This is a genomic window from Streptosporangium sp. NPDC023615 (assembly GCF_040640155.1).
Classification (GTDB): domain Bacteria; phylum Actinomycetota; class Actinomycetes; order Streptosporangiales; family Streptosporangiaceae; genus Streptosporangium.
Genome location: NZ_JBFABE010000001.1, coordinates 83,991 through 110,181 on the forward strand (window position 1 = coordinate 83,991; position 26,191 = coordinate 110,181).

General features: G+C 71.3%; 24 protein-coding genes. 23 read left to right on the plus strand and 1 reads right to left on the minus strand.

Features of this window, described 5'->3' with window-relative positions; translation table 11 throughout:
• Positions 1 to 121: 121 nt before the first annotated feature.
• From rho to AB0G16_RS00425, 22 genes are all read left to right on the plus strand, one after another.
• A complete protein-coding gene (gene rho, locus AB0G16_RS00320) occupies positions 122 to 2,227 on the plus strand; it encodes a transcription termination factor Rho (protein WP_362796914.1) in 2,106 nt (701 codons plus the stop codon).
• 582 nt (positions 2,228 to 2,809) lie between these two features.
• Positions 2,810 to 4,129, plus strand: a complete 1,320-nt coding sequence (locus AB0G16_RS00325; protein WP_362796915.1) for a sensor histidine kinase — start codon at positions 2,810 to 2,812, stop codon at positions 4,127 to 4,129.
• A gap of 12 nt (positions 4,130 to 4,141) precedes the next feature.
• Positions 4,142 to 4,786 (plus strand): response regulator transcription factor, encoded by a 645-nt coding sequence (locus AB0G16_RS00330; RefSeq protein WP_362796916.1) that lies wholly within the window; start codon positions 4,142 to 4,144, stop codon positions 4,784 to 4,786.
• A 199-nt stretch (positions 4,787 to 4,985) separates the two neighbouring features.
• Positions 4,986 to 5,204: a 50S ribosomal protein L31 gene (rpmE, locus tag AB0G16_RS00335; RefSeq protein ID WP_362796917.1), complete on the plus strand. Its 219-nt coding sequence runs from the start codon at positions 4,986 to 4,988 to the stop codon at positions 5,202 to 5,204.
• A gap of 101 nt (positions 5,205 to 5,305) precedes the next feature.
• Entirely contained in the window at positions 5,306 to 6,358 is a 1,053-nt protein-coding gene (gene prfA, locus AB0G16_RS00340) for a peptide chain release factor 1 (RefSeq protein WP_362796918.1), read from the plus strand.
• A 9-nt stretch (positions 6,359 to 6,367) separates the two neighbouring features.
• Positions 6,368 to 7,222: a peptide chain release factor N(5)-glutamine methyltransferase gene (prmC, locus tag AB0G16_RS00345; protein ID WP_362796919.1), complete on the plus strand. Its 855-nt coding sequence runs from the start codon at positions 6,368 to 6,370 to the stop codon at positions 7,220 to 7,222.
• A 10-nt stretch (positions 7,223 to 7,232) separates the two neighbouring features.
• Positions 7,233 to 7,898 carry an L-threonylcarbamoyladenylate synthase gene (locus tag AB0G16_RS00350; RefSeq protein ID WP_362796920.1) on the plus strand — a complete coding sequence of 222 codons (666 nt, stop codon included), beginning with the start codon at positions 7,233 to 7,235 and terminating at the stop codon, positions 7,896 to 7,898.
• Between the two features lie 117 nt (positions 7,899 to 8,015).
• The gene (locus AB0G16_RS00355) at positions 8,016 to 10,421 is read left to right on the plus strand and encodes a hypothetical protein (protein ID WP_362796921.1); all 2,406 of its coding nucleotides are present in this window, start codon (positions 8,016 to 8,018) and stop codon (positions 10,419 to 10,421) included.
• 58 nt (positions 10,422 to 10,479) lie between these two features.
• Positions 10,480 to 10,857, plus strand: coding sequence for a hypothetical protein (locus AB0G16_RS00360; RefSeq protein WP_362796922.1), 378 nt, complete (start codon positions 10,480 to 10,482; stop codon positions 10,855 to 10,857).
• Positions 10,858 to 11,010: 153 nt separating this feature from the next.
• Positions 11,011 to 12,276: a serine hydroxymethyltransferase gene (gene glyA, locus AB0G16_RS00365; RefSeq protein ID WP_362796923.1), complete on the plus strand. Its 1,266-nt coding sequence runs from the start codon at positions 11,011 to 11,013 to the stop codon at positions 12,274 to 12,276.
• A gap of 57 nt (positions 12,277 to 12,333) precedes the next feature.
• Positions 12,334 to 13,767 (plus strand): undecaprenyl/decaprenyl-phosphate alpha-N-acetylglucosaminyl 1-phosphate transferase, encoded by a 1,434-nt coding sequence (locus AB0G16_RS00370; RefSeq protein WP_362796924.1) that lies wholly within the window; start codon positions 12,334 to 12,336, stop codon positions 13,765 to 13,767.
• Positions 13,768 to 13,919: 152 nt separating this feature from the next.
• The gene (locus tag AB0G16_RS00375; RefSeq protein ID WP_362796925.1) at positions 13,920 to 14,345 is read left to right on the plus strand and encodes a hypothetical protein; all 426 of its coding nucleotides are present in this window, start codon (positions 13,920 to 13,922) and stop codon (positions 14,343 to 14,345) included.
• Between the two features lie 78 nt (positions 14,346 to 14,423).
• A complete protein-coding gene (locus AB0G16_RS00380) occupies positions 14,424 to 14,639 on the plus strand; it encodes an AtpZ/AtpI family protein (RefSeq protein WP_362796926.1) in 216 nt (71 codons plus the stop codon).
• 67 nt (positions 14,640 to 14,706) lie between these two features.
• Positions 14,707 to 15,498 (plus strand): F0F1 ATP synthase subunit A, encoded by a 792-nt coding sequence (gene atpB / locus AB0G16_RS00385; protein WP_362796927.1) that lies wholly within the window; start codon positions 14,707 to 14,709, stop codon positions 15,496 to 15,498.
• A gap of 68 nt (positions 15,499 to 15,566) precedes the next feature.
• Complete coding sequence (gene atpE / locus AB0G16_RS00390; RefSeq protein ID WP_362796928.1) at positions 15,567 to 15,794, plus strand: ATP synthase F0 subunit C; 228 nt, start codon at positions 15,567 to 15,569, stop codon at positions 15,792 to 15,794.
• Positions 15,795 to 15,828: 34 nt separating this feature from the next.
• Complete coding sequence (locus tag AB0G16_RS00395; protein ID WP_362796929.1) at positions 15,829 to 16,383, plus strand: F0F1 ATP synthase subunit B; 555 nt, start codon at positions 15,829 to 15,831, stop codon at positions 16,381 to 16,383.
• Between the two features lie 46 nt (positions 16,384 to 16,429).
• The gene (locus AB0G16_RS00400; RefSeq protein ID WP_362796930.1) at positions 16,430 to 17,239 is read left to right on the plus strand and encodes a F0F1 ATP synthase subunit delta; all 810 of its coding nucleotides are present in this window, start codon (positions 16,430 to 16,432) and stop codon (positions 17,237 to 17,239) included.
• Positions 17,240 to 17,262: 23 nt separating this feature from the next.
• The gene (gene atpA / locus AB0G16_RS00405) at positions 17,263 to 18,912 is read left to right on the plus strand and encodes a F0F1 ATP synthase subunit alpha (protein WP_362796931.1); all 1,650 of its coding nucleotides are present in this window, start codon (positions 17,263 to 17,265) and stop codon (positions 18,910 to 18,912) included.
• Positions 18,913 to 18,915: 3 nt separating this feature from the next.
• Positions 18,916 to 19,815: a F0F1 ATP synthase subunit gamma gene (locus AB0G16_RS00410; protein ID WP_362796932.1), complete on the plus strand. Its 900-nt coding sequence runs from the start codon at positions 18,916 to 18,918 to the stop codon at positions 19,813 to 19,815.
• Between the two features lies 1 nt (position 19,816).
• Positions 19,817 to 21,244 (plus strand): F0F1 ATP synthase subunit beta, encoded by a 1,428-nt coding sequence (gene atpD, locus AB0G16_RS00415; RefSeq protein ID WP_362796933.1) that lies wholly within the window; start codon positions 19,817 to 19,819, stop codon positions 21,242 to 21,244.
• Between the two features lie 68 nt (positions 21,245 to 21,312).
• On the plus strand, positions 21,313 to 21,729 hold the full coding sequence (locus tag AB0G16_RS00420) for a F0F1 ATP synthase subunit epsilon (protein WP_362796934.1): 417 nt from the start codon (positions 21,313 to 21,315) through the stop codon (positions 21,727 to 21,729).
• Positions 21,730 to 21,771: 42 nt separating this feature from the next.
• Positions 21,772 to 22,194 carry a DUF2550 domain-containing protein gene (locus tag AB0G16_RS00425; RefSeq protein ID WP_362796935.1) on the plus strand — a complete coding sequence of 141 codons (423 nt, stop codon included), beginning with the start codon at positions 21,772 to 21,774 and terminating at the stop codon, positions 22,192 to 22,194.
• A gap of 43 nt (positions 22,195 to 22,237) precedes the next feature.
• Here the strand turns inward: AB0G16_RS00425 and AB0G16_RS00430 are convergent, their stop codons facing one another.
• The gene (locus AB0G16_RS00430) at positions 22,238 to 22,828 is read right to left on the minus strand and encodes a cob(I)yrinic acid a,c-diamide adenosyltransferase (RefSeq protein ID WP_362796936.1); all 591 of its coding nucleotides are present in this window, start codon (positions 22,826 to 22,828) and stop codon (positions 22,238 to 22,240) included.
• A gap of 64 nt (positions 22,829 to 22,892) precedes the next feature.
• Here AB0G16_RS00430 and AB0G16_RS00435 point away from each other — a divergent pair, with 64 nt between their 5' ends.
• Complete coding sequence (locus tag AB0G16_RS00435) at positions 22,893 to 26,129, plus strand: S41 family peptidase (RefSeq protein ID WP_362796937.1); 3,237 nt, start codon at positions 22,893 to 22,895, stop codon at positions 26,127 to 26,129.
• The last annotated feature ends 62 nt before the right edge of the window (positions 26,130 to 26,191 follow it).

Consider the following 26,191-nt stretch of genomic DNA (forward strand, 5'->3'; position numbering starts at 1 on the left):
CTCCCTGGGCCGTCGAGGATCGCGACGTGCAACCCGACCCGGTCTGTCCCACCGGGTCGATGGCACCACCGGGACGATTGGCTGATCATGGCCACGCCCGACCCCTGGGAAGGACCCATTAGTGAGCGACACCACCGAACTCCTCTCCGACGTCACCGGCACGCCGCCGGCGGCCGGTGACACCCCCACCCGCCCCGCGGCCAAGCCGCGCCGTCGCTCCGGCACCGGCCTGTCCGCCATGGTGCTGCCCGAGCTGCAGGCCATGGCCTCCGGCCTCGGCATCAGCGGGACGGGCCGGATGCGCAAGAGCCAGCTGATCGCGGCCATCCAGGAGAAGCAGGGCGTCTCCACCGAGAGCGCCCAGGCTCCCGTCACCGCCACGGAGACCCCGGCCGCGGCCGTTCCCGCCGTCGTGGCCGCACCGGTCACCGAGCGGCCGGCGCGCACCCGCAGGGAACGTTCCCGCCCCGCCGTGGCCCCCGAGCCCGTCGTGGAGCAGGCGCCCCCCACCCCCGAGCCCGTGGCCGCCGTCGTTGCGCCCGAACCCGTCGTGGAGCAGCAGACGATCGACACCACCCCGGCCGAGGGCCGTGCCGAGCGCGGCGAGAGCCGCCGTGAGCGCGGTGAGCGTCGTGGCCGCAACGGCGAGCGAGGCGAGCGGGGCGAGCGGGTCCGTGACCGCGGCGACCGCGGTGACCGCGGTGACCAGCGCGCCGTCGACGCCGGTCAGAGCCGGTCCGAGCGCCTCAACGACCGTGGTGACCGTTCCGAGCGTGTGAACGACCGTGGCGACCGTTCCGAGCGTCTCAACGACCGCTCCGACCGCTCCGACCGCTCCGACCGCGGTGAGCGCTCCGAGCGTTCCGAGCGTGTGAACGACCGCGGTGACCGTTCCGAGCGTCTCAACGACCGCTCCGAGCGCGGCGAGCGCGGTGACCGTGGCCCGCAGAACCGGGGCCCCCAGGACCGCAACGACCAGCACGGAGTGGGCGACGACGACGACCGCCGTGGCCGTCGCGGCCGGTTCCGCGAGCGCAACCGCCGCGGCCGCGACCGCTTCGACAGCAACGAGCCCGTGGTCGGCGACGACGACGTCCTGATCCCGATCGCCGGAATCCTCGACATCCTCGACAACTACGCGTTCGTCAGGACCAGCGGATACCTGCCCGGCTCCAACGACGTCTACGTCTCGCTGGCCCAGATCCGCCGCAACGGCCTGCGCAAGGGCGACGTGGTCACCGGCGCCGTCCGCCAGCCCCGCGACGGTGAGCGCCGCGAGAAGTTCAACGCGCTGGTCCGCCTCGACACGGTCAACGGCATGGACCCGGAGCAGGCCCGCCAGCGGCCCGACTTCAACAAGCTCGTCCCGCTCTACCCGCAGGAGCGCCTGCGCCTGGAGACCGAGCCGAACATCCTGACGACCCGCATCATCGACATGGTGGCGCCGATCGGCAAGGGGCAGCGCGGCCTCATCGTCTCCCCGCCCAAGGCGGGCAAGACGATGGTGCTCCAGTCGATCGCCAACGCGATCACCCGCAACAACCCCGAGTGCCACCTGATGGTCGTCCTGGTGGACGAGCGTCCGGAAGAGGTCACCGACATGCAGCGGTCGGTGAAGGGCGAGGTCATCCACTCGACCTTCGACCGTCCGGCCGAGGACCACACCACGGTCGCCGAGCTGGCGATCGAGCGGGCCAAGCGCCTGGTGGAGCTGGGCCACGACGTGGTCGTGCTGCTGGACTCGATCACCCGTCTGGGCCGCGCCTACAACCTGGCGGCCCCGGCCTCCGGACGCATCCTGTCCGGTGGTGTCGACTCCACCGCGCTCTACCCGCCGAAGCGCTTCTTCGGAGCCGCCCGCAACATCGAGAACGGCGGCTCGCTGACGATCCTGGCCACCGCGCTGGTCGAGACCGGTTCGAAGATGGACGAGGTCATCTTCGAGGAGTTCAAGGGCACCGGAAACCTGGAGCTCAAGCTCAACCGCTCGCTCGCCGACAAGCGGATCTTCCCCGCGGTGGACGTCGACGCGTCCGGCACCCGTAAGGAGGAGATCCTGATGGGCAAGGACGAGCTCCAGATCACCTGGAAGCTCCGCCGGGTGCTTCACGCCCTGGACATGCAGCAGGCCCTCGAGCTTCTCCTGGAGAAGATGAGGGAGACCAAGTCCAACGCGGAGTTCCTCCTGCAGGTGCAGAAGACGACGGTCAGCTCCGACCGGGACTGATCGCCGGCGCTCCACACGAACGCCCCGGCCTCACGCGAGGCCGGGGCGTTCGGCGTCTCCGGGCGTCCCGGCGTCCCGGCCTCCGGGCGTCCCGGCGTCCCGGCGTCCGGGCGTCCCGGCGTCCGGGCGTCCGGGCGTCCCGGCCTCTCCGAGCCTCTCCGCGCGCGTCCTCCGCGCCTCCGGGCGTCTGCCACTCGTCTGCGAACCTCTCCGAACCCCCGAACCTCCCCGAACCCCCAAGCCTCTCCGGATCTCTGGACCTCTCCTCTGGGCCTCGCCGGGTGGCTCCGGGTGTCCTCTGGGTGGGACTTATCGCCCGAGACGACACGAACGTCCCCGACCGCGCGAGGCCGGGGCGCTCGGCCTCCCCAAAGCCCTTGTCCGGTCGCGCACTTCGGGATATCCCTGCTTCAGGACGGCTTTTCACATCGCACGCCCCGGCCGGGGACGGACCGCCCCGTACGGAGCGGCGGCGGACGCGGACGGTGATCGGGACCCGCCCGGACGGGTGGCCCGTGCGGGCGGCCGTGCTCCGGCCCGCCGGGGCGGCCCAGGCGGGCGGGAGCGGGAGACGGGAGGCTCATGACGGCCGAGACGGTGACGGGTGCCCCCACGGCCAGGGTGCCGCTCCGGCGGCGCGTGCCACTCGGTCCGGACGGCCCCCTGGGCACGCTGCTCGACCCGATGACCTGGCGGGCCGTTCCGTACCTGCTGGTGAGCGTGTTCCACGGGCTGGCCTGCTGCGCGTTCCTGGCGTGGGCGGTCCCGTTCTCGCTGCTCCTTGCGATCGTCTGGATCGGCCTGCCGCTGCTCGCCCTGACCATGCTGGCCTGGCGGGGGGCGGCGATGCTGGAGCGCCGGTTCCTCCGGATGGCGTTCGGCGTCGACATCCCCGACCCCTACCGTCCCTCCGAGGGCGACAACCTGTTCCTGCGCTGGAAGGACATGTTCGTCGACCCGGCGACCTGGAAGGACCTGCTCTACCTGCTGCTGTTGCTGCCCATCGGGATCGGGGAGTTCACCGTCTCGGTGATCCTGTGGACCCTCGGGCTGACCCTGATCGCCACGCCGCTGCCGTTGATGCTGGCCGGGGAGCCGATGAACCCCGTCGGCGACCTGGTGCTCGACACCGTGCCGGAGGCGCTGCTGTGCATGCTGTCCGGCGCGGGTTTCCTGCTGGCCGCCCTGTACGCGACCCGGGGGATGGCCTGGCTGCACGGCATGCTCGGGGCCACCCTGCTGGGCGCGAGCGAGAAGAGCCTGCTGGCCGCCCGCGCGGCGCACCTGCGGGCCAGCCGGGCGCGCGGGGTGGACGCGGCCGAGGCCGAACGACGCCGGATCGAGCGCGACCTGCACGACGGCGCCCAGCAGCGGCTGCTGTCGGTGGCCATGGACCTGGGGCGGGCCCAGGCCAAACTGGATTCCGCCCCCGAGGAGGCAAGGGAACTCCTGGCCCAGGCGCACCGGGGCACCAAGGCCGCGATCGCCGAGCTGCGCGACCTCGCCCGGGGCATCCACCCGGCGATCCTCACCGACCGTGGCCTGAACGCCGCCCTGTCCTCACTGGCCTCCCGCGCACCCGTACGGGTGGATCTGTCGGTGGAGATCTCCCACCGTCCGCCGCCGGCGGTGGAGAGCATCGCCTACTTCGTGGTCGCCGAGTGCCTGACCAACCTGGCCCGGCACTCCGAGGCGACGGAGGCGTTCATCCGGGTCAGCCGCAGGGGGCAGCGGGTGGTCGTCGAGGTCCACGACGACGGGGTCGGCGCCGCGGTGCCGAGGCCGGGGGGCGGCCTGGCCGGGCTGGCCGACCGGGCGGCGACCATCGACGGCACCCTGACCGTCGACAGCCCGCTCGGCGGCCCCACGACGGTCAGGGCCGAGCTGCCCTGCGAGTGGTGAGGATCCGGACGCGTGCGGGTGGTGATCGCCGAGGACTCGGTACTGTTGCGCGAGGGGCTGGCCAGGTTGCTGGCGGACGGGGGCATCGAGACCGTCGGGGTGGCGGGCGACGGTCCCGGACTGGTCGCGGCGGTCGCCGAGCATGATCCGGACCTGGTCGTCGTGGACGTGCGGATGCCGCCGACCCACACCGACGAGGGGCTGCGCGCCGCGCTGGAGGCCAGGGCGGCGCGGCCCTGCCTGCCGATCCTCGTGCTGTCGCAGTACGTCGAGGAGCAGTACGCCACCGAGCTGATCGGCGGCGGCGGCGTCGCGGTCGGCTACCTGCTCAAGGAGCGGATAGCGGACGTGACCGAGTTCCTCGACGCGGTGCGCCGGGTGGCGGCGGGAGGGACGGTCATCGACTCCGAGGTCATCGGCCAGTTGCTGAGCGGCCGCCGCAGGGACGACCCGCTGGAGTCGCTGACCCCCAGGGAGCGCGAGGTCCTGGCGCTGATGGCCGAGGGCCGCTCGAACACGGCGGTGGCCGGGCGGCTGACGGTCACCGAGGGCGCCGTGGAGAAGCACATCTCCAGCATCTTCTGCAAACTCGGCCTGGGACCCGCCACCGACGATCACCGCCGGGTCCTGGCCGTCCTGGCCTACCTGGGACGCTGACGGCCCGGCCGGGAGCTCCAGGCGGCCGTGGCCGGGGAATGTCTTGTGGCCTGGGATGGTTGGAGGATCTGGCACACTGGTAGCCGAACCGTAGTGGTTCCGGTTCCCGCCCGCGCGCACCCCGTGTGCCAAGCGCGCAAGCCCCACAGGCGAGAGACAGTGGCGACCCGGCGACCACGTTTTGGAGAGGAAAGACGACATGAAGGCCGACATCCACCCCGAGTACAACGCCACCCAGGTGACGTGTACCTGCGGTAACTCCTTCACCACCCGTAGCACCGCCAAGAACGGCGTGATCCACGCCGACGTGTGCTCCGCCTGCCACCCGTTCTACACGGGCAAGCAGAAGATCCTGGACACCGGCGGCCGGGTGGCGCGCTTCGAGAAGCGCTTCGGCAAGAAGCCCTCGGGCCAGTAGCCCTCATCCCGACGCCGGCCCGAAAGGCCCCTTCTGGGGGCCCGGGTCGGCGTTCGTGGTGATGAGGCGGGCACACGAGGGTTTTCAAGGAAGGACGCACGGTGAATCTCGACGAGCTGCTCAGTGAGTACGCCGAGCTGGAACTCAAGCTCGCCGACCCTTCCGTGCACGCCGACCAGAAGCAGGCGCGTACCTTCGGCCGGCGCTACGCCGAGCTGACCCCGATCATCGGTGCCTACCGCGAGCTGGAGGGCGTGCTGTCCGACCTCGGGACGGCCAGGGAGCTGGGGGCCGAGGACGAGGCGTTCGCCCAGGAGGCCAAGGAGCTCGAGGCCCGCGTCCCCGTGCTGGAGGAGAGGCTCCGCCACCTGCTGGTGCCCCGCGATCCCAACGATGACAAGGACATCATCATGGAGATCAAGGCGGGCGAGGGCGGCGAGGAGTCGGCCCTGTTCGCCGGGGACCTGCTGCGGATGTACCTGCGCTACGCCGAGCGGGTCGGCTGGAAGACCGAGCTGATCGACGCCACCCACTCCGACCTCGGCGGCTACAAGGACGTCACGATCGCCCTGAAGGCCAGGGGCGACGAGGGCGTCTGGTCACGGCTGAAGTTCGAGGGCGGGGTGCACCGCGTCCAGCGGGTGCCGGTCACCGAGTCGCAGGGGCGCATCCACACCAGCGCCGCGGGCGTGCTCGTCTACCCCGAGGTCGAGGACGTCGACGTCCAGATCGACCCGAACGACCTGCGCATCGACGTCTACCGCTCCAGCGGTCCGGGCGGGCAGAGCGTCAACACCACCGACTCGGCCGTGCGGATCACGCACGTCCCGACCGGTGTCGTCGCCTCCTGCCAGAACGAGAAGAGCCAGCTCCAGAACAAGGAGTCGGCCATGCGCATCCTGCGGGCCCGCCTGCAGGCCATCGCCGAGGAGGAGGCCAACGCCGCCGCCATGGCCGAGCGCAAGTCCCAGATCCGCACGGTCGACCGCTCCGAGCGCATCCGCACCTACAACTATCCCGAGAACCGGATCTCCGACCACCGTGTCGGCTTCAAGGCCTACAACCTCGACCAGGTGCTCGACGGAGACCTCACGGCCGTCATCCAGTCCCTGCTCGACGCCGAGATGGCGGAGAAGCTCGCCGCCCATTCATAGAACGCGCCCATGACCTTTCTGCTGGACGAGATCGCCCTCGCCACCGCCCGGCTCGCCGAGGCAGGTGTGCCGTCGCCGCGCACCGACGCCGAGGAGATCGCCGCGTGTGTGCACGGCGTACGGCGCAGCGAGCTGCACACCGTCAAGGACTCCGACTTCGACGCCCTGTTCTGGGAGGGGGTCGCCCGCAGGGAGTCGCGCGAGCCGTTGCAGCACATCACCGGGCGGGCCTACTTCCGCTACCTGTCCCTGGAGGTCGGGCCCGGGGTGTTCGTGCCGCGCCCGGAGACCGAGGTCGTGGCGGGCTGGGCCATCGACCGGCTGCGCGAGATGGACGTCGCCTCGCCCGTGGTCGTGGACCTCGGCACCGGCTCCGGCGCCATCGCGCTGTCCATCGCCCAGGAGGTCGCGCTGGCCACCGTGCACGCGGTCGAGGTCGACCCGGACGCCTACAGCTGGGCCAAGCGCAACATCATCGAGCACGGTCAGGGCCGCGTCCACCTGCACCCCGAGGACCTCGCCGACGCCCTGGCCGAGCTGGACGGCCAGGTCGACCTTGTGGTCTCCAACCCCCCCTACATCCCCCCGGGCGCGGTCCCCCGCGACCCCGAGGTCCGCGACTACGACCCGCGCCGTGCCCTGTACGGGTCGGGCAGTGACGGTCTGGACGAGGTCAGGGCTGTCGAGAGGACCGCGAGAAGGCTGCTGCGCCCCGGCGGTTTCGTCGCCGTGGAACACGCCGACCAGCAGGGCACCCCGGTCTACCTGATCTTCTCCGAGGAGAACGGCTGGCGCGACGTCCGCAGCCGCCAGGACCTGACCCGCAGGGACCGCTTCGTCACCGCTCGATTCGGCCAGGAATAGGATGCACGCCGTGAGCCGACGTTATGACTGCACCGATGCCGAGCAGCGAGCCGAGGGCCTGACCGAGGCCGCGTCCGCGCTGCGCCGAGGCGACCTCGTGGTGCTCCCGACCGACACCGTCTACGGCATCGGCGCCGACGCCTTCACGCCCACCGCGGTCTCCGCGCTGCTGGAGGCCAAGGGGCGCGGCCGGGACATGCCGGTGCCCGTGCTGGTCGGCACGGTCCGCGCCGCCAATGCCCTGGTAGAGAACCTCGGCCCGTACGGCCAGGATCTCGTCGACTCCTTCTGGCCGGGCCCGCTCACGCTGATCTGCCGCGTGAACCGGTCCCTGTCGTGGGATCTCGGTGACACCAAGGGCACCGTCGCGGTCCGGATGCCGCTGCACCAGGTCGCCCTCGACCTGCTCAAGGAGACGGGGCCGCTGGCCGTCTCCAGCGCCAACCGTTCCGGCGCACCCCCTGCCGTCGAGGCCGTCGACGCCGAGAAGCAGCTCGGCGAGTCGGTCTCGGTGTACCTCGACGCCGGGCCGTGCGAGAGCGATGTGCCCTCGACGATCCTCGACCTGACCACGGCGGTGCCCCGGCTGCTCCGCCGGGGGGCGATCTCGGTGGAGAGGCTGCGCGGCGTGATCGGCTACGTGGCGACGGACACGGGCCCGGAGCCCACCGCCTGACCGGCCGACAGGGGCGAGCATGGGCATATGCCGTGATCCATGCCGTCTGATTATCATCGTGACGCGAGGCGATCTCCCCGGTACCTTGAAATGGGCCGACACTTCCGGGAGACGTGCATGGGCAAGTTCGAAGGAATGGACCCCCAGCTGGTCCGCGACCTGCTGACCGAGGTGAAGCAGGCGGCCACCCGGATGCGTGAGGCCGAAGGCAGGGTGAGCAGCCTGATGAGCGGGGCGGGCCTGTCCTCGCAGTCGGCCCACAGACCCGTGCAGATCGCTGACGAGTGCGACAAAATGGTCCGGGACGTCACCCGTCGCGTGGAGCTGCTGGAGAAGAGGATCGACCAGAACGCGACGGCGCCGTCCACCGGCCCGGCGGCCGGGGACGCCAAGCCCGAGACCGGCGCCCGGGACGACGGTGTGAGGCCCGAGACCGGCGCCCGGGAGGAGGCGGACGGGCGCGAGGGGGATGCCTCCAAGGGCGGGAGCCCCACGGCCGGGGGTTCGGACGCGGCGGTCAAGGAACCCGGGGACAGGCCGCGGGTCGGGGACCAGTCGGCCGAGAGCACGCAGCGTGACGAACCGAGGAACCGGCCCGAGACCGGTTCCGATTCCACGCGGGGCCCCGGGGCCGACTCCAGGTCCGGCGGCGGGGCCGACACGCCCAAGAGCGAGGCGACCAAGCCCGAGAGCGGTTCGAAGGCCGACGAGACCTCCCCGCGGGACGGTTCCGCAAAGCTGCCGGAGCAGGGAGCGGACGACCGCAAGCAGGAGCCTCAGGGAGCAGGTGATCGGAAGCCGGACTCCCCGGGTGCGGAGGATCGGAGGCAGGACCCGCAAGGGGCAGGCGATCGGAAACCGGACTCCCCGGCGGCGGACGACCGGAAGCCGGAGACCGGGTCGAAGGGCGACGAGACCTCCCCGCGCGGCGGGGACACGACTCCCAGGGAGACCATCAAGCCGGCCGACCCCACCCCCCGCGAGACCATCCGGCCCGACTCCGGACCCGAGGTCCCGCGCGGCGAGGACTCCCGGCAGCAGGCCCCGGAGCGCGACGCGACCCCCGCCCCTCAGGCACCCGAACGCGATGCCGCGCCTCGGACACCGGCGCCCGAGGCGCCCCGGCAGGACTCCATGCCCGAGCCGCCCCGCCAGGACCCCGCCCCCGTCCCCGAGGCGCCCCGCCAGGACTCGGCCCCCGCTCCCGAGGCGCCCCGGCAGGATTCCTCGCCCGCCCCGCAGGCACCTGCCCCCGAGACGCCCCGGGCCGACGACGCCCGGCCGCAGACGCCCCGGGCCGAGGACCTGAAGCCCGCCGTCCCGGGACCGGGCGAGGGCGGGCAGAACGGCGGCCATCCCGTCGACACGGCACCTCGTGAGGCCCCCGGGCCCGACTCCGGACCCGAGGTCCCGCGCGGTGAGGACTCCCGGCAGCAGGCCCCGGAGCGCGACGCGACCCCCGCCCCTCAGGCACCCGAACGCGATGCCGCGCCTCGGACACCGGCGCCCGAGGCGCCCCGGCAGGACTCGGCCCCCGCTCCCGAGGCGCCCCGGCAGGACTCCATGCCCGAGCCGCCCCGCCAGGACTCGGCCCCCGCCCCGCAGGCCCCCGCTCCGGGAGCCCCCGGGATCGACGCCACACGGCCGGAGATCGTCGACGTGAACGATCGAGGGCCGGGGACAGGCGACACCACCGGGACCGCGCCGGTGAACGATCCCGACGCCAAGGACGCCCCGGGCGGCAAGGGCGACGAGCGTTCCCCCCGGCAGGAGGGCGGCACCTCCGGCGGTCCTGTCCTCGACGGTCCGGCCAAGGATCACCCCGACGACACCGATCAGGGTGGCGATCCCCGGCCGAAGGTCGTGGAGGTCGACGGGGTGAAGGTGCTCCAGATCCCGCTGGACTCGCCCACGGTGGCCGAGGTCGAGGAGCTGCTCAAGAACATCGAGGACATACCGCCCTTGCAGATGCCCTCCGCCGAGAGCGTCTCCACTACGGCGGCGCAGCCCGGCTGGGTCGAGCCGCACGGCCCGCTCGACTCCGCCAGACCCGACCACCCCCTCCTCGACACGGCGGGCCCGACCACCGACCAGACCGTCCAGCCTCCCGGTACGGGCGGCGAGACCGCCTCGGGTTCCACGGGCACGACCTCCGGTGAGGTGCCCCGCCCGGCGGGCACGGCCTCCGCCGAACCCGCCGTCCAGGCTGCCGGTACGGCTCCCGCCGAACCCGCCGCCCGGCCGGCCGAGGGCTCGGCCGGCCCCTCGTTCGGCTGGATGGACGACGGTGACGAGGTGGTCTCGGCGCCGGCGGACCGGCTGGACCTGGACGCGCTCAGGACACTCACCGAGAACGCCCGCGAGGTCGAGCCGCTGGAGATGCCCGGCGTTCAGGTGCCGGACGGGGAAACATGGGGCGAGGGGGCATGGGCTCCGATGGACGTGGGGCCCGACGGTCCGGCGGGCGACGTGGACCCCGGAGATCCGGTGCGGCCCGTACCGCCTCCGGGGGGCGGACGATGAGCGGCCAGTACGGTGAGCAGGACGCAGGGAGCGTGACAGCGAGGGTGAGGAGCCTGTGATGTACGAGGATCCACCCGCACCCCAGCCGATGCAGCTGGGGGAGACCCCGCCGCTCACCTCCAGTGGCGGGGTGGCGACCTCGGACGCCACGTCGTGGCGGTTCAACCCCGACTACCAACGGCTGGTACTGATGTGGAGGCAGGTGCTGCCCGAGCTCGACGAACTGGCCGCCAGCCTGGACAAGGCCCATCGGGCGGCCGTGAACCCGATGGTCTGGGACGCCCCGGTCTCCAAGCGCTACGTCGAGGACATCACGGAGTGGCGTAACCGCCTGAAGCGCTACCGGAAGGCGATCCTGACCTCGATCAGTGACAAGGCGGCCGACACGCCGAGGTGGATCCCCGCCGGTTCCGAAGCCCCGCACGCGTTCTCCTAGGCGCCGAGGCCGCCTGGCCGGAGGGGATCCGGCCGCGCGCCCGGCCGCGCGGCGACACGCCTCCCCCCGGGAATGCGCTCCTGACCTGGGACATCCGGGCCGGTCCGGCTTACAGTGGGGGAGTCGTCGTCTCCGGGACGCGGGATGTGAGTCATGGGCGCAGAGCCGTACTACGGGCCGGACTTCGGTCTCCTGCAGCGCGAGGACCCGGAGATCGCGTGCGTGCTCCTCGACGAGCTCGACCGGCTCCGTGAGGGCGTCCAGCTCATCGCCAGCGAGAACTTCACCTCGCCCGCCGTGCTCGCGGCGCTCGGCTCGACGCTCACCAACAAGTACGCCGAGGGCTATCCCGGCAGGCGCTACTACGCCGGGTGCGAGGTCGTCGACCGGGCCGAGCGGCTCGCGATCGACCGGGCCATGCGGTTGTTCGGCGCCGAGCACGTCAACGTGCAGCCCCACTCCGGCGCCTCGGCGAACCTGGCCGCCTACGCCGCGCTGCTGCGGCCGGGCGACACCGCGCTGGCGATGGAGCTCTCCCACGGCGGCCACCTCACGCACGGGTCCAAGGTCAACTTCTCGGGCCGGTGGTTCGACGTGGTGGCCTACGGCGTGCGCCGCGACACCGAGCTGATCGACTACGACGAGGTCAGGGAACTGGCGCTGCGCCACCGGCCCAAGATGATCATTTGCGGTGCCACGGCCTACCCGCGGGAGATCGACTTCGCCGCGTTCCGCGGGATCGCCGACGAGGTGGGCGCCTGGCTGCTCACCGACGTCGCGCACACCGTGGGCCTGATGGCCGGCGGCGCCCTGCCCTCGGCCGTGCCGTACGCGGACGTGGTGACCTTCACCACCCACAAGGCGCTGCGCGGTCCCAGGGGCGGCGGGATCCTGTGCACGGCGGAGCTGGGGCCCAGGATCGACCGCGCGGTCTTCCCGTTCGTGCAGGGAGGCCCGCTGATGAACGCGGTGGCGGCCAAGGCGGTGGCGTTCGGCGAGGCGCTGCGGCCGGAGTTCGGCCGGTACGCGCGGCAGGTGGTGGCGAACGCCCGGGTGCTGGCCGAGGCGCTGGCCGCCGAGGGCATGCGGCCGGTCTCCGGGGGCACCGACACCCACCTGGCGCTGATCGACCTGCGCGACACCGGGATCTCGGGCGCGACGGCCGAGCAGCGCTGCCAGGAGGCCGGGATCACCCTCAACCGCAACGCGATCCCCTACGACCCGGAACCGCCCACCGTGACCTCCGGCATCCGGGTCGGCACACCGTGCGTGACCACCCAGGGGATGGGCGTCGAGGAGATGAAGGAGGTGGCCTCGATGGTGGCGCAGGTCGTCCGCGGCCCGGACGCGGTGGGCGAGATCCGGGAGCGCGTCGCCGCGCTGACGCGGGCCCACCCGATATATCCCAGCGAACTATGAGCTGTTCTGTGTCGTTTTCCGGTCACAGGCGGCCGGACTATCCGCGAAACTGGTTCCGTGCGCGAATACCTACTCATGGCATTGGTCGCCGCGGCGGTGACGTACCTGCTGGTTCCGCTGGTCCGCGTCTTCGCCATCCGCATCGGTGCGATGCCCGAGGTCCGCGACCGTGACGTGCACACCACGCCGACGCCGAGACTCGGCGGCCTGGCGATGTACGGCGGCCTCGTCGCGGGCCTGCTGATCGCCGTCGAACTGCCCTACTCCGGGGGCAACCTGGCCGCCGTCGGCCAGGGCAACACGGCGATCGCGCTGATCGCCGCAGGCGGCCTGATCACGCTGACCGGCTTCCTGGACGACTGGCTGGGCATGGACGCCCTGGTCAAGCTCGCCGGGCAGATCGGCGCGGCCGGGGTGCTGGTCGCCTTCGGGGTCACCCTGCCGTGGCTGCCGTTCCCCTCCTCGATGGGCGGGATCATCGTCCTGGACTCCACGCTGAGCCCGATCATCACGATCCTGATCGTGGTCGTCATCATCAACGCGGTGAACTTCGTCGACGGGCTGGACGGGCTGGCCGCCGGGATCATCGGCATCGCCGCCATGGCCACCTGGACCTACTCGGTGCAGCTGTCGAAGGAGTTCGGCGCCACCAGCATCAACGTCACGGCGCTGATCGCCTCGGTGCTGATCGGCGTCTGCCTGGGCTTCCTGCCGCACAACTTCCACCCGGCGAAGATCTTCATGGGCGACACCGGGGCGATGCTGATCGGCCTGGTCCTCGCCTCCACCATGATCACCGTCACCCAGCTCGACTCCACCGACATCAACAACTTCCCGGTGATCCTGCCCCTGCTGGTGCCGGTCGCGATCCTGGTGCTCCCGCTCATGGACCTGATCATGGCGGTGGTCAGGCGCACGTCCAACGGCCTGTCGCCGTTCTCGCCCGACCGTGGCCACCTGCACCACCGCCTGCTGGACTTCGGCCACTCGCACCGCCGCAGCGTCCTGATCATGTACGCGTGGACGTTCCTGTTCGCCTTCGCGGTCGTGGGCCTGTCCATCGAGGGCGTCCCGCTGATCGTGTTCCCGCTGATCGTGCTGCTCGCGGTGGGCGTCCTGGTGCTGATGGCCCTGCCCCGCCTGCGCGCCCGCCGCGACACCGGCGGAGCGGGCGGGCCCGGCGGCCGGGGCCCGCTCCGGCCCGCCGGCCCGACCGGCCCGACCGGCCCGGCCGGGCCGGTCGGGCCCGCCGACGGGCCGGGGCGGCACGCCCGTCCCGTGTCCCCATCCGGCCCGCCGGCGCCGGCGGTGCCCCAGGCCCCGGCGCCGTCGTCGGGGCCACCGGTCCAGGCGCGTCCCCACCCCTACCCGTCGCAGCCGCCGGGTCCCCGTTCGGTCGCGGGTGACGACACCACGCCGCTGGGGGTGCTGCCGGACCTGTCACTGACCGCTCCCCGCCAGGTCTTCTCGAATCCTGAGACGCCCCTGTGAGAGCCCCGCGGCGGGGGCTTGATCGTTCACTTGAAACGGCAGGTAAAGGCGGTCTTCCCTGAGCTTGTGATAGCTTTCACTAGCAGGCGCCGGGCGGTCTCCGCCCCGCAGGGTAGCAATCGCTCGCTTGATAACAGTCACCGGGAGTGTCGATGCAGGCCAACGACATGCGTCTCCTCAAGGGAGCCGCGATGCCCACGGTGCTCGTGGGGCTGATCGTGATCGGCGTCGCGGCCCTGCTGGCCGGAGGCAAGGGGGCGCTGGGCGCCGCGATCGGGACGCTGGTCGTCTGTGTCTTCTTCACCCTCGGCGTCGTCGCGGTCTCCGTGGCGGGACGCGTGTCGCCGATGATGATGATGACCGCCGCGGTGCTGACCTACGCGGTGAAGATCATCATTGTGATGGCCCTGCTCAAGGCGTTCGAGGGCGCCACCGCGTTCGAGCCCAAGGCGTTCGGCTGGGCCGTCATCGTGTGCACGATCGCCTGGACGATCGGTGAGATGCGCGGCTTCATGAAGCTCAAGATGCTCTACGTCGACCCCGAGGCCCCCGTTCCGGGTCAGGGCGGGCCGCGATGAGGCGTATGATCTCGCTGGCACATCGTGCCCTACCCGATATGACTAGTCCTCACCACGGCTGCTATCGTCATGCCCGCGATGAGCGAAAAGAAAATCCGGCCCGAGGACGACGGTCGCGACTTCGCCAGCGCCGCCTGGTCGATCCCCAGCTATCTCCTCTCCGGGATGATCCTCTACGGCGGTGCGGGCTGGTTGCTGTCCAAGTGGACAGGCGTGGTCGCCTTCACCCCGATCGGACTGCTTCTCGGGGTCGCTCTAGCCGTCTACCTGGTCTACCGGAAGTACGGTCGCTAGCCCTCGGCGGCGGTCGCTTCGCTGACGAAGCCATTTCGATCAACTACCACGCTGAAGGGAACGCCGCGTGAGCACGCTGACGCTCCTCGCTCCCGGGGACGAGTTCAAGCCTCCGGGACTCGAACTCTTCGACGCCGCCCCGATCATCGCCGGTGTCTCCTGGTTCACGAAGCCGGTGCTGCTGGCCATGCTGAGCACGCTCATCGTCATCGCCTTCTGCTGGTCGGCCTTCGGCAACCCGAAGCTGGTGCCGCGGGGCGTGCAGAACGTCGGCGAGATGGGCTACATGTTCGTCCGCGACCAGGTCGCCCGGCCGTTCCTCGGCAAGGACGCCGACCGGTGGATGGGCCTGCTGCTCAGCATGTTCTTCATGATCTGGGTCTGGAACCTGATGGGCGTCATCCCGGGGCTGCAGTTCCCGGTCGCCTCGCACATCGCCTTCCCGGTCGTGCTGGCGCTCAGCGTCTACGTCCTCAAGATCTACGTGGGCGTCAAGCACCAGGGCCCGATCGGCTACTTCAAGAACATGATGTTCCCCCCGGGGCTGCCCAAGCCGATCTACGTGCTGCTGGCCCCCATCGAGCTGCTCTCCAACATGATCATCGCGCCCTTCACGCACGCGGTGCGACTGTTCGCCAACATGTTCGCCGGCCACATCATCCTGGCCTTCTTCAGCCTCGTCGGCTTCTGGTTCCTCTTCGAGAAGCCCACCCCGCTGGGCATGCCGCTCGGCGTGGTCGGCGTGATCATGACGATCGCGATGACGGGCTTCGAGATGTTCATCCAGTTCCTGCAGGCGTTCCTCTTCGCGATGCTCGCCGCGATGTACATCGGCAACTCGCTCCACGCCGACCACTAGACGCACAGACCTCCCTCGAAAATCCAGACCGGTGACCCTTCACCGGCCGACCTGTAAAGGAAACACTCATGGGAATCCTCGCTGAGGTCACCGGCTCCCTCGGTTCCATCGGTTACGGCCTCGCCGCGATCGGCCCCGGCATCGGCGTCGGCATCATCTTCGGTCAGGGTGTGCAGGCCATCGCCCGCCAGCCCGAGGCCTACGGCCTGATCCGCCAGAACATGCTGCTCGGCTTCGTCCTCACCGAGGCGCTGGCCCTCATCGGCCTCGTCGCGCCGTTCATGTTCGGCGTGTAAGACGCAGGAAAACCTCTGACGGAAGGCTGCACAAATGATTCAGGCAGCTTCGCTCCTGGCGGCGGAGGAGGGGCTAGGGCCCCTCATGCCGCACACCTACGAGCTTGTCGTCGGCGGCTTCGCCTTCTTCGTCGTCCTCTTCGTCGTCGGTCGGATCCTCACCCCGCGCATCCAGAAGACCCTGGTCGAGCGGACCGACGCCATCGAAGGCGGCATCAAGCGAGCCGAGGACGCTCAGGCCGAGGCCCAGGCGCTGCTCAAGCAGTACAAGGACCAGCTCGCCGAAGCCCGGCACGAGGCCTCGCGGCTTCGTGAGGAGGCCCGCGAGCAGGGCGCGCAGATCAAGGCCGAGCTCCGCGAGGAGGCCCAGGCCGAGTCCCGCCGCCTGATCGAGGCCGCGCACCTGCAGATCGAGGCCGACCGTCAGCAGGCGTTCGCCCAGCTCCGCACCGAGCTCGGCCGTCTCTCGATCGAGCTGGCCGGCCGGATCGTCGGGGAGTCGCTGGAGGACGAGGCGCGTCAGCGCCGTACCGTCGACCGGTTCCTCGAGGAGCTCGAGTCGAGCAGCAGCAGCGCGGCGGTTCGCTGATGAGCCGGCGAACCCGTCGCGCCGCCCGGGGAGCGGTGATCGACAGATGAGAGGTCTGAGCAGGGCCTCGCTGGCCGAGGTCGAGGAGCGCTTCAACGCGGTCGCGGGAAGCGCCGACCTCGGCACGCTGGCCGACGAGCTGTTCTCGGTCGCCGACCTGTTCGACCGCGAGCACGGGCTCCGCCGGAGCCTCTCCGACGCCGCGCGTCCCGCGGCACAGAAGACGCAGATCGCGCGGGTGCTGCTGGAAGGCAAGATCAGCGAAGCCGCGCTCGAGACGGTCGCCGCGGCCGTGTCCGCGCGGTGGACCCGCTCGGCCGACCTGGCCGACTCCCTGGAGCGTCTCGGGGTCGTGGCGGCCTCGGCCGAGGCCGAGGCCCAGGGCAGGCTGGACGAGGTCGAGGACGAGCTGTTCCGGTTCGGGCGCATCGCCGCCTCCAACCTGGAGCTGCACCGGACCCTGACCGCGCCGGCGGCGCCCGAGGGGGCCAAGCGGGAGCTGCTCGGCTCCCTGCTGGCCGGCAAGGTGGCCCCCACCACCCTCCGCCTGGTGAGCCAGGTCGTGCTGCATCCGCGAGGACGTAGCCTGGACGGTGGGCTGGAGGAGTTCGGCAGGCTGGTCGCGGCCCAGCGGCAGCGCCTCGTCGCGGTGGTGCGCAGCGCCGTCGCGCTCTCGGAGGAGCAGAAGAGGCGACTGGCCACGTGGCTGCGCGCCTCGTACGGCCGCGACGTTCATCTGAACGTCGAGGTGGATCCGCGAGTGCTCGGAGGGTTCTCGGTGCGCATCGGGGACGACCTCATCGACACCACCATCGCGGGACGAATCGAAGAAGTCCGCCGCCGGTTGGCCGGCTAGGCGAATAGGGAGACTGAAGAGAGATGGCGGAGCTTACGATCCGACCGGACGAGATCCGGGACGCACTTGAGCGCTTCGTCCAGGCGTACGAGCCGGAAGGTGCCGCGCGCGAGGAGATCGGGACCGTCGTCGACTGCGGCGACGGCATCGCCCATGTCTCCGGCCTTCCCTCGGCGATGGCGAACGAGCTGCTCGAGTTCGAGGACGGCACGCGTGGCCTGGCGCTGAACCTGGACGTCCGGGAGATCGGCGTCGTCGTCCTGGGCGACTTCAGCAAGATCGAGGAGGGCCAGTCGGTCCGCAGGACGGGCGAGGTCCTGTCCGTGCCGGTCGGCGACGGCTTCCTCGGCCGGGTCGTCGACCCGCTGGGCGTGCCCATGGACGGCAAGGGCGCCATCGAGTCCGAGGGCATGCGAGCCCTCGAACTCCAGGCGCCCTCGGTGGTCCAGCGCCAGCCGGTGAAGGAGCCGCTGCAGACCGGCCTCAAGGCGATCGACGCCATGACGCCGATCGGCCGCGGCCAGCGCCAGCTCATCATCGGTGACCGTGGCACGGGCAAGACCGCCGTGGCCGTGGACACCATCCTCAACCAGCGCGAGAACTGGCTCTCCGGCGACCCGGACAAGCAGGTCCTGTGCGTCTACGTCGCGATCGGCCAGAAGGGCTCCACGATCGCCCAGGTCAAGGGCCGCCTGGAGGCGGCGGGCGCGATGGAGTACACCACCATCATCGCCGCCCCGGCCTCCGACCCGGCCGGCTACAAGTACCTGGCGCCCTACACCGGTTCGGCCATCGGCCAGCACTGGATGTACCAGGGCAAGCACGTCCTCATCGTCTTCGACGACCTGACCAAGCAGGCCGACGCCTACCGCGCCGTCTCGCTGCTGCTGCGCCGCCCGCCGGGCCGTGAGGCCTTCCCCGGCGACGTCTTCTACTTGCACTCCCGCCTGCTGGAGCGCTGTGCGAAGCTGTCGAAGGACATGGGCTCGGGCTCGATGACCGGTCTGCCGATCATCGAGACCAAGGGCAACGACGTCTCGGCGTTCATCCCCACCAACGTCATCTCCATCACCGACGGCCAGTGCTTCCTCGAGACCGACCTGTTCAACGCGGGTGTGCGCCCGGCCATCAACGTCGGTGTCTCCGTCTCCCGGGTCGGTGGCTCCGCGCAGGTCAAGGCCATGCGCAAGGTCGCCGGTACGCTCCGCCTGTCGCTGTCGCAGTTCCGTGACCTGGAGGCCTTCGCCTCCTTCGCCTCCGACCTGGACGCGGCCTCCCGCGCCCAGCTGGAGCGCGGCCAGCGCCTGGTCGAGCTGCTCAAGCAGGCCCAGTACAGCCCGTTCCCGGTGGAGAAGCAGGTCGTCTCGGTCTGGGCCGGCACCACCGGTGAGCTCGACGACGTCCCGGTCGAGGACATCCGCCGCTTCGAGGCGGAGTTCCTGGACCACCTCGGCCGCGAGAACAAGGGCGTCTTCGACAGCATCCGCGAGACGCGGGAGCTGTCCGACGACACGGTGACCGCCCTCAAGGACGCCATCACCGAGTTCAAGAAGGGCTTCGAGACCTCCTCGGGCGAGTACCTGGTCAACGACGAGCCGGTCGCCGCGCTCGGCGAGGGCGAGGTCGGTCAGGAGAAGATCACCAAGCAGGTCCGCACGGGCGAGACGAAGTAGCCGATGGGTGCCCAGCTAAGGCTTCTCCGCAGGCGGATCAAGTCGGTCAGGTCCACGGCGAAGATCACGCGTGCCCAGGAGCTCATCGCCTCGTCACGCATCATCAAGGCGCAGCAGCGGATGCAGGCGGCCGTGCCGTACGAGCGGGAGATCACCCGCGCCGTCACGGGCGTCGTCAGCAACACCGCCAGCGTCGACCACCCGCTGACCCTGGTGAAGGAGCAGTCCACCAGGGCCGCGGTGCTCATCGTCACCAGTGACCGCGGGTTCGCCGGCGGTTTCAACGCCAACATCCTGCGCGAGGCCGAGGCCCTGGGCAACCTGCTCAAGGGCAGGGGCGTCACGGCCGTGCCCTTCGTGGTGGGCCGCAAGGGCATCACGTGGCACACCTTCCGCGGCCGCGAGATGGGCGGGCACTGGGACGGGTTCTCCGACAACCCCTCCTACGCCGACGCCAAGCGGATCGCCGAGACGCTGATCCAGGCGTTCTCGGCGGAGGACGGCGTGGACGAGATCCACATCGTCTCCACCGAGTTCGTCTCGATGCTGACGCAGGAGGTCGTGGTCAAGCGGATCCTTCCCCTGGTGGTCGAGGAGACCCCGGAGAAGCCCGACACGCCGCTGCCGTACTTCGAGTTCGAGCCCACCGCCGGAGAGGTGCTGGACTCGCTGCTGCCGAGGTACGTGGAGTCGCGCATCTTCAGCGCGCTGCTCCAGTCGGCGGCCTCCGAGCACGCCGCCCGCCGCCGGGCCATGAAGTCGGCGACGGACAACGCCAACGAGCTCATCCGCGTGTTCACCCAGCAGATGAACCAGGCCCGCCAGGCCGAGATCACCCAGGAAATCAGCGAGATCGTCGGTGGCGCGAACGCGCTGGCTGACGCCGCAGCGGGGAAAGAGTGAAATGACCGCACAGACTGTTGAGACCGGCGTGGGACGCGTCGCGCGGGTCACCGGTCCCGTCGTCGACGTGGAGTTCCCCGTCGAGGCGATGCCCGAGATCTACAACGCCCTCACCGTGGAGGTCAGCCTCCAGGGCCAGAACAGGGTCCTGACGCTGGAGGTCGCCCAGCACCTGGGCGACAACCTCGTCCGGGCCATCTCCATGCAGCCCACCGACGGCGTCACCCGTGGCGCCCCGGTGACCGACACCGGCGCGGCCATCTCGGTCCCCGTCGGCGACGTCGTCAAGGGCCACGTGTGGAGCACCCTGGGCGAGTCCCTGGACGTGGAGACCTCCTCCCTCCAGATCACCGAGCGCTGGGGCATCCACCGCCCCTCGCCCGCCTTCGACACCCTCGAGTCGCGCACCGAGATGCTGACCACCGGCATCAAGGTCATCGACCTGCTCACCCCGTACGTGCAGGGCGGCAAGATCGGCCTGTTCGGCGGCGCGGGCGTGGGCAAGACCGTCCTGATCCAGGAGATGATCCGCCGGGTCGCCCGTAACTTCGGTGGCACCTCGGTGTTCGCCGGCGTCGGCGAGCGCACCCGTGAGGGCAACGACCTGTGGCTGGAGATGGAGGAGGCGGACGTCCTCAAGGACACCGCCCTCGTCTTCGGCCAGATGGACGAGCCCCCGGGCACCCGCCTGCGGGTCGCGCTCTCCGCGCTGACGATGGCGGAGTACTTCCGCGACGTGCAGAAGCAGGACGTGCTGCTGTTCATCGACAACATCTTCCGCTTCACCCAGGCCGGTTCCGAGGTCTCCACGCTGCTCGGCCGCATGCCGTCCGCGGTGGGCTACCAGCCGACCCTGGCCGACGAGATGGGCGTCCTGCAGGAGCGCATCACCTCGACCCGCGGTCACTCGATCACCTCGATGCAGGCGATCTACGTCCCCGCGGACGACATCACCGACCCGGCCCCGCACAACGCGTTCGCGCACCTCGACGCGCAGACCGTGCTCTCGCGGCCGATCTCGGAGAAGGGCATCTACCCCGCGGTGGACCCGCTCGACTCCACCTCGCGGATCCTCGACCCGCTGATCGTCGGCGAGGAGCACTACCGCGTGGCCCAGGAGACCAAGCGGATCCTGCAGAAGTACAAGGAACTGCAGGACATCATCGCGATCCTCGGTATCGACGAGCTCTCCGAGGAGGACAAGGTCACGGTCAACCGTGCCCGCCGCATCGAGCGTTTCCTCTCCCACCCGATGTACGCCGCCGAGGCGTTCACCGGCCAGCCCGGGGAGAACGTGCCGCTGGACGAGACCATCGCCTCGTTCAAGGGCCTGTGCGCCGGCGAGTACGACCACCTGCCCGAGCAGGCGTTCTTCATGGTCGGCGGCATCGACCAGGCCGTGGCCAAGGCCAAGGAACTCGCCCGCTAGTCGCCTTCGGCGCCGGTGCGGCCTCGCGGTCGCACCGGCGCCTGGTTCGATAAGGAACTGGAGAGAACGTGGCGAAGCTGCGAGTAGGCGTCGTCTCGCCGGAACGGGAGATCTGGTCCGGTGAGGCCGACATGGTCATCGCCAAGACCGTCGACGGCGAGATCGGTATCATGCCCAGACACGCGCCCGTCATCGGCGTTCTCGTCGAGGGCGGCCTGCTGACGATCAAGCGGGGTGACGGCGAGTCGGATCTCGTCGCCGCCGTCCACGGAGGCTTCCTCTCGGTGGCCGACGACGAGGTGTCGATCCTGGCGGAGCTGGCCGAACTCGGCTCCGAGGTCGACGTCGCCCGGGCCAAGAGCGCGCTGGAGCGGGCTCAGTCCTCGGTCGAGGGCGGCCAGGACGGCGAGAACGCCGAGGACGCGACCGCCGGGGCCAAGCGCGCCAGGGCCAGGTTGCGCGCGGCCGGGGAAGAAGTCGGATAAATTCTGCTTCTTAGCGGTACGGGTTTTTGGGGGCGAGCAGACATGGTGATACCGGACGTACTCATCGTGGTGGGGTTGCTCGCCGCCCTCGTCGCCCTCCTGGCGCTCCGGGTGCTCGTCCTGACCCGCTCGCGAGGATCGGTGCTGTGTTGTCTCCGCTCCCTGTCCAGGGAGCGAGGATGGCGGGTCGGTGTGGCCCGCTACGCCGACGGGCATCTCAACTGGATCCCGCTCATAGGTCTGCTGCCAAGGCCGCGCCACGTCATCGTGAGGCGCGGCCTTGTCGTTTCCGGGCGTCGTAAGGTCGGGCCCGGGGAGTTCTACGGGTTCATCGAGGGCGTGACGGCGATCGAGTGCCGCAGCGGGGACAGCGCCTACGAGCTCGCCATGGGGTACCGGGCCCTGACGGGCTTCGTGGCCTGGCTGGAGTCGGCCCCGCCGAGCGCCTACCTCGACGTGGCCTGACCTCTCTCTCCCGGGTGGGCCCCCGCGGGCCCCAGGACCGCTCTCAGCGGGTCCCGCCGGGCTTCCACAGGATCTCGTCGCCGTCGGCGGCGACCCGGCAGAGGATGAACATCAGGTCGCTCAGCCGGTTGAGGTAGGTGGCGGTCAGCGGGTTGACGTCGTCGTGGGCCTCCAGCGCCGACCAGGTGCTCCGCTCGGCCCGCCGGACCACGGTCCTGGCCACGTGCAGCGCGGCCACGGCCGGGGTGCCGCCGGGCAGGATGAAGCTGCGCAGCGGGGCGAGGCGCTCGTTGAACTCGTCGCAGCGCGCCTCCAGCCACTCGACGTAGGAGGGCTCGACCCGCAGCGGCGGGAACTCGGGGTTCTCGGCGACCGGGGCGCACAGGTCGGCCCCGAGGTCGAACAGCTCGTTCTGGATCCGGGACAGGACGGCGGTGACGTCCTCGGCCAGGGAACCCGCGGCCAGGGCCACGCCGATCGCCGCGTTGGCCTCCTCCACGTCCGCGTACGCGGCCAGGCGCGGGTCGGTCTTGCGGGTGCGGCTCATGTCCCCGAGCGAGGTCGTACCGTCGTCCCCGGTACGGGTGTAGATCTTGGAAAGCACCACCGGGTTGTCTCTGTCAGCTCGCGTCATCGTTTCAGCGTATCGACCCTGGATCGCTCCTGATCGGTCCGGACGCGGACAATATGATTTGCCGATGGTTTCTGGTTTCTACCTGCGATTCCCCCACATCTCCCACGAGACGCTGACGTTCGTCGCCGACGACGACGTCTGGACGGCCCCGGCGGAGGGGGGCCGGGCCTGGCGCCTGTCCACGGACCGCGCCCCGGTGAGCCACCCCCGCCTCTCGCCCGCCGGCGACCGGATCGCCTGGACGGGCGTCCGGGACGGGGCCCCCGAGATCTACCTGGCCGATCTGGAGTCCGGCCGCGGGTACGCGTCCGAGCGGCTGACCTACTGGGGGGACGCCCGGACGCGTACCCGCGGCTGGACCGCGGACGGCGGGATCCTCGCGGTCAGCGCGACCGGCCGCCCCTTCGTGTCGCACACCTGGGCCTACCGCCTCGGCGAGGACCCCGGCGAGGGGCCGGGCGAGGGGCCCGGCCCGGACGGCGTCCCCGAGGTCCTCGTCGAGCGGTTGCCGTACGGCCCGGTCAACGACCTGGCGATCGCCGGAGGAGCCGGGGACGCCGGGGAGACCGTGGTGCTGCTCACCGGGGGGCTGGCCCGCGACCCGGCGGTCTGGAAGCGCTACCGGGGCGGCACGGCGGGCCGCCTGTGGGTGCGGCGCGGGGACGGCGGCTTCACCCGGATCCTGAACGGCCTGAACGGCCACCTCGCCTCCCCGATGCTCGTCGGCGGGCGGATCGCCTTCCTCTCCGACCACGAGGGCGTCGGCAACCTCTACTCCTGCGAGCCGGACGGCACCGGCCTGCGCCGTCACACCGACCACGAGGCCTTCTACGCCCGGCACGCGACCACCGACGGGACCAGGATCGTCTACCAGAGCGCCGGTGACCTGTACCTGCTTGACGACCTCGACGCCGAGGCCCGCAGACTCGACGTCACGCTCGGCTCCCCGCTGTCGGGACCGCGACCCTACCGGGTCAACGTCTCCCGGCGGCTGCACGACCTCGACGTGGACGCGACCGGGCGGGCCAGCGCGGTCGAGGTCCAGGGGACCGTGCACTGGCTCACCCACCGCGACGGTCCGGCCCGGCAGCTCAGCGAGGGCCTGTCGGCCGCGCTGCCGCGCGTCCTGGGCGACGACCGGGTGGTCTGGGTGGCCGACGACGGGCGGGCGCAGGGGCTGGAGATCGTCCCGGTGGGCGGCGGCGAGGGCCGCAGGATCGCCGTGGGCGGGCTGGGCGAGGTCGGCGACCTGGCCGTCGCGCCCGACGGGAACGCGATCGCGGCGACGGCCAGGGACGGGCGGCTGTTCCTGGTCGACGTGGCCTCCGGGGAGGTCGTGGAGCTGACGCGGGCCGACGGCGAGATCCGCGACCTCGCCTGGTCGCCGGACTCCGCCTGGCTGGCCTGGTCGCACCCGGACGGCCCCCAGCTGCGCCGGATCAGGCTGGCCAGGATCGCCGACCGGGCGGTGACCGACGTCACCGACGGCCGCTTCGTGGACGTCTCGCCCGCGTTCGCCGGGGACCACCTGGCGTTCCTGTCCCGGCGCGGGTTCGACCCGGTCTACGACGCGCACTCCTTCGACATGTCCTTCCCCTTCGGCTACCGGCCCTACCTGGTGCCGCTGTCGGCCTCCACGCCCTCCCCGTTCGCGCCCGGCCCCGACGGCCGGGCCACGGCGGCCCCCCGGGAGGACGACGAGGAGCGGCAGGAGGGCACGATCGTCGTGGACCTGGAGGGCATCGCGGGCAGGGTCGTCCAGGTGCCGGTGCCCGAGGGCCGCTACTCCGACCTCCGGGCGATCAAGGGCGGGTTCGTCTGGCTGCGCGAGCCGCTGGCCGGTGAGCTCGGCGAGGACCGCGACGAGGTGGGCGGCGACCCGCCCCGTCCCGCGCTCGACCGCTACGACCTGGTCAGGCGCAAGTGGGAGGAGGTCGTCGACAAGCTCGACTGGTACCGGGTGAGCGGGGACGGCACGCAGCTCGTCGTCAGCGACAAGGGAACGCTCACCGTCCGCCCGGCCGACGGCAAGCCCGGCGGCAAGAACGGCGACGACACGACCGTCGACCTGAGCAGGATCCGCGTCACCGCCGACCCGCGGGCGCTGCGGCGGCACGCCTACGCCCAGGCGGGCCGCCGGATGCGGGCCGACTTCTGGGTGGAGGACATGGCCGGCGTGGACTGGGAGGGCGTGCTGGAGGAGTACCGGCCCCTGGTGGACCGCGTCGCCACCGCCGACGACTTCGCCGACCTGCTGTGGGAGGTCCTGGGCGAGCTGGGCAGCTCGCACGCCTACGTCGACGCCGCCCCCTGGGGGCACGCGGCGTCCGAACCGGTCGGCCTGCTCGGCGCCGACCTGTCCCGGGGCGAGGACGGCCGCTGGCGGGTGGACCGGGTGCTGCCGCCGGAGTCCTCCGACGTGCACGCCCGCTCACCGCTGGCCGTGCCCGGGGCGGGCGTGCGGCCGGGGGAGACGCTGCTCGCGGTCGACGGCCGCCCGGTGCCGCCGCACGGGCCGGCGCCCCTGCTGGTGGGCGCGGCGGACAAGCCGGTCGAGCTGACCCTGGGCGGTGGCCGCCGGGTGGTGGTCACGCCGCTCCGCGACGACCGCCGGCTGCGCTACCAGCACTGGGTGGCCGAATGCCGGGCGCGGGTCAGGGAACTCGGCGGGGGCCGCCTCGGCTACCTGCACATCCCGGACATGGTCGCCGAGGGCTGGGCGCAGTTCCACCGCGACCTGCGCCGGGAGATGACCTTCGAGGGCCTGGTGGTGGACGTGCGGGGGAACCGGGGCGGCCACACCTCCGAGCTGGTCATCGAGAAGCTGCTGCGCCGGGTCATCGCCTGGGACCTGCCCCGGGGCATGGCACCGATCACCTACCCGGAGGACGCGCCACGCGGCCCGCTGGTCGCGATCACCGACCAGAACGCCGGCTCCGACGGCGACATCGTCACCGCGGCCTTCAAGATCCACAAGCTCGGCCCGGTGGTGGGCACCCGGACCTGGGGCGGCGTCATCGGCATCGACGACGCCCACCGCCTAGCCGACGGCTCGCGCATCACCGTCCCCCGGTACTCCTTCTGGTTCGAGGGGCTCGGCTGGGGGGTGGAGAACCACGGCGTCGACCCCGACGTCGAGGTCGACATCGCCCCGGACGACTGGGCGGCCGGCCGGGACCCGCAGATCGAGGAGGCGGTACGGCTGACGCTGGCCGCGCTGGAGGAGCGCCCGGCCGCGACCCCGCCGGACCCCTCCACCCGGCCCTCCCGCCGGCGTCCCCCGCTGCCGCCCCGGCCGTAGATGACATTTGTCATCGAGAACGTCGTAAAGATCACTTCTTTCCGGTGATATCGACGACTACC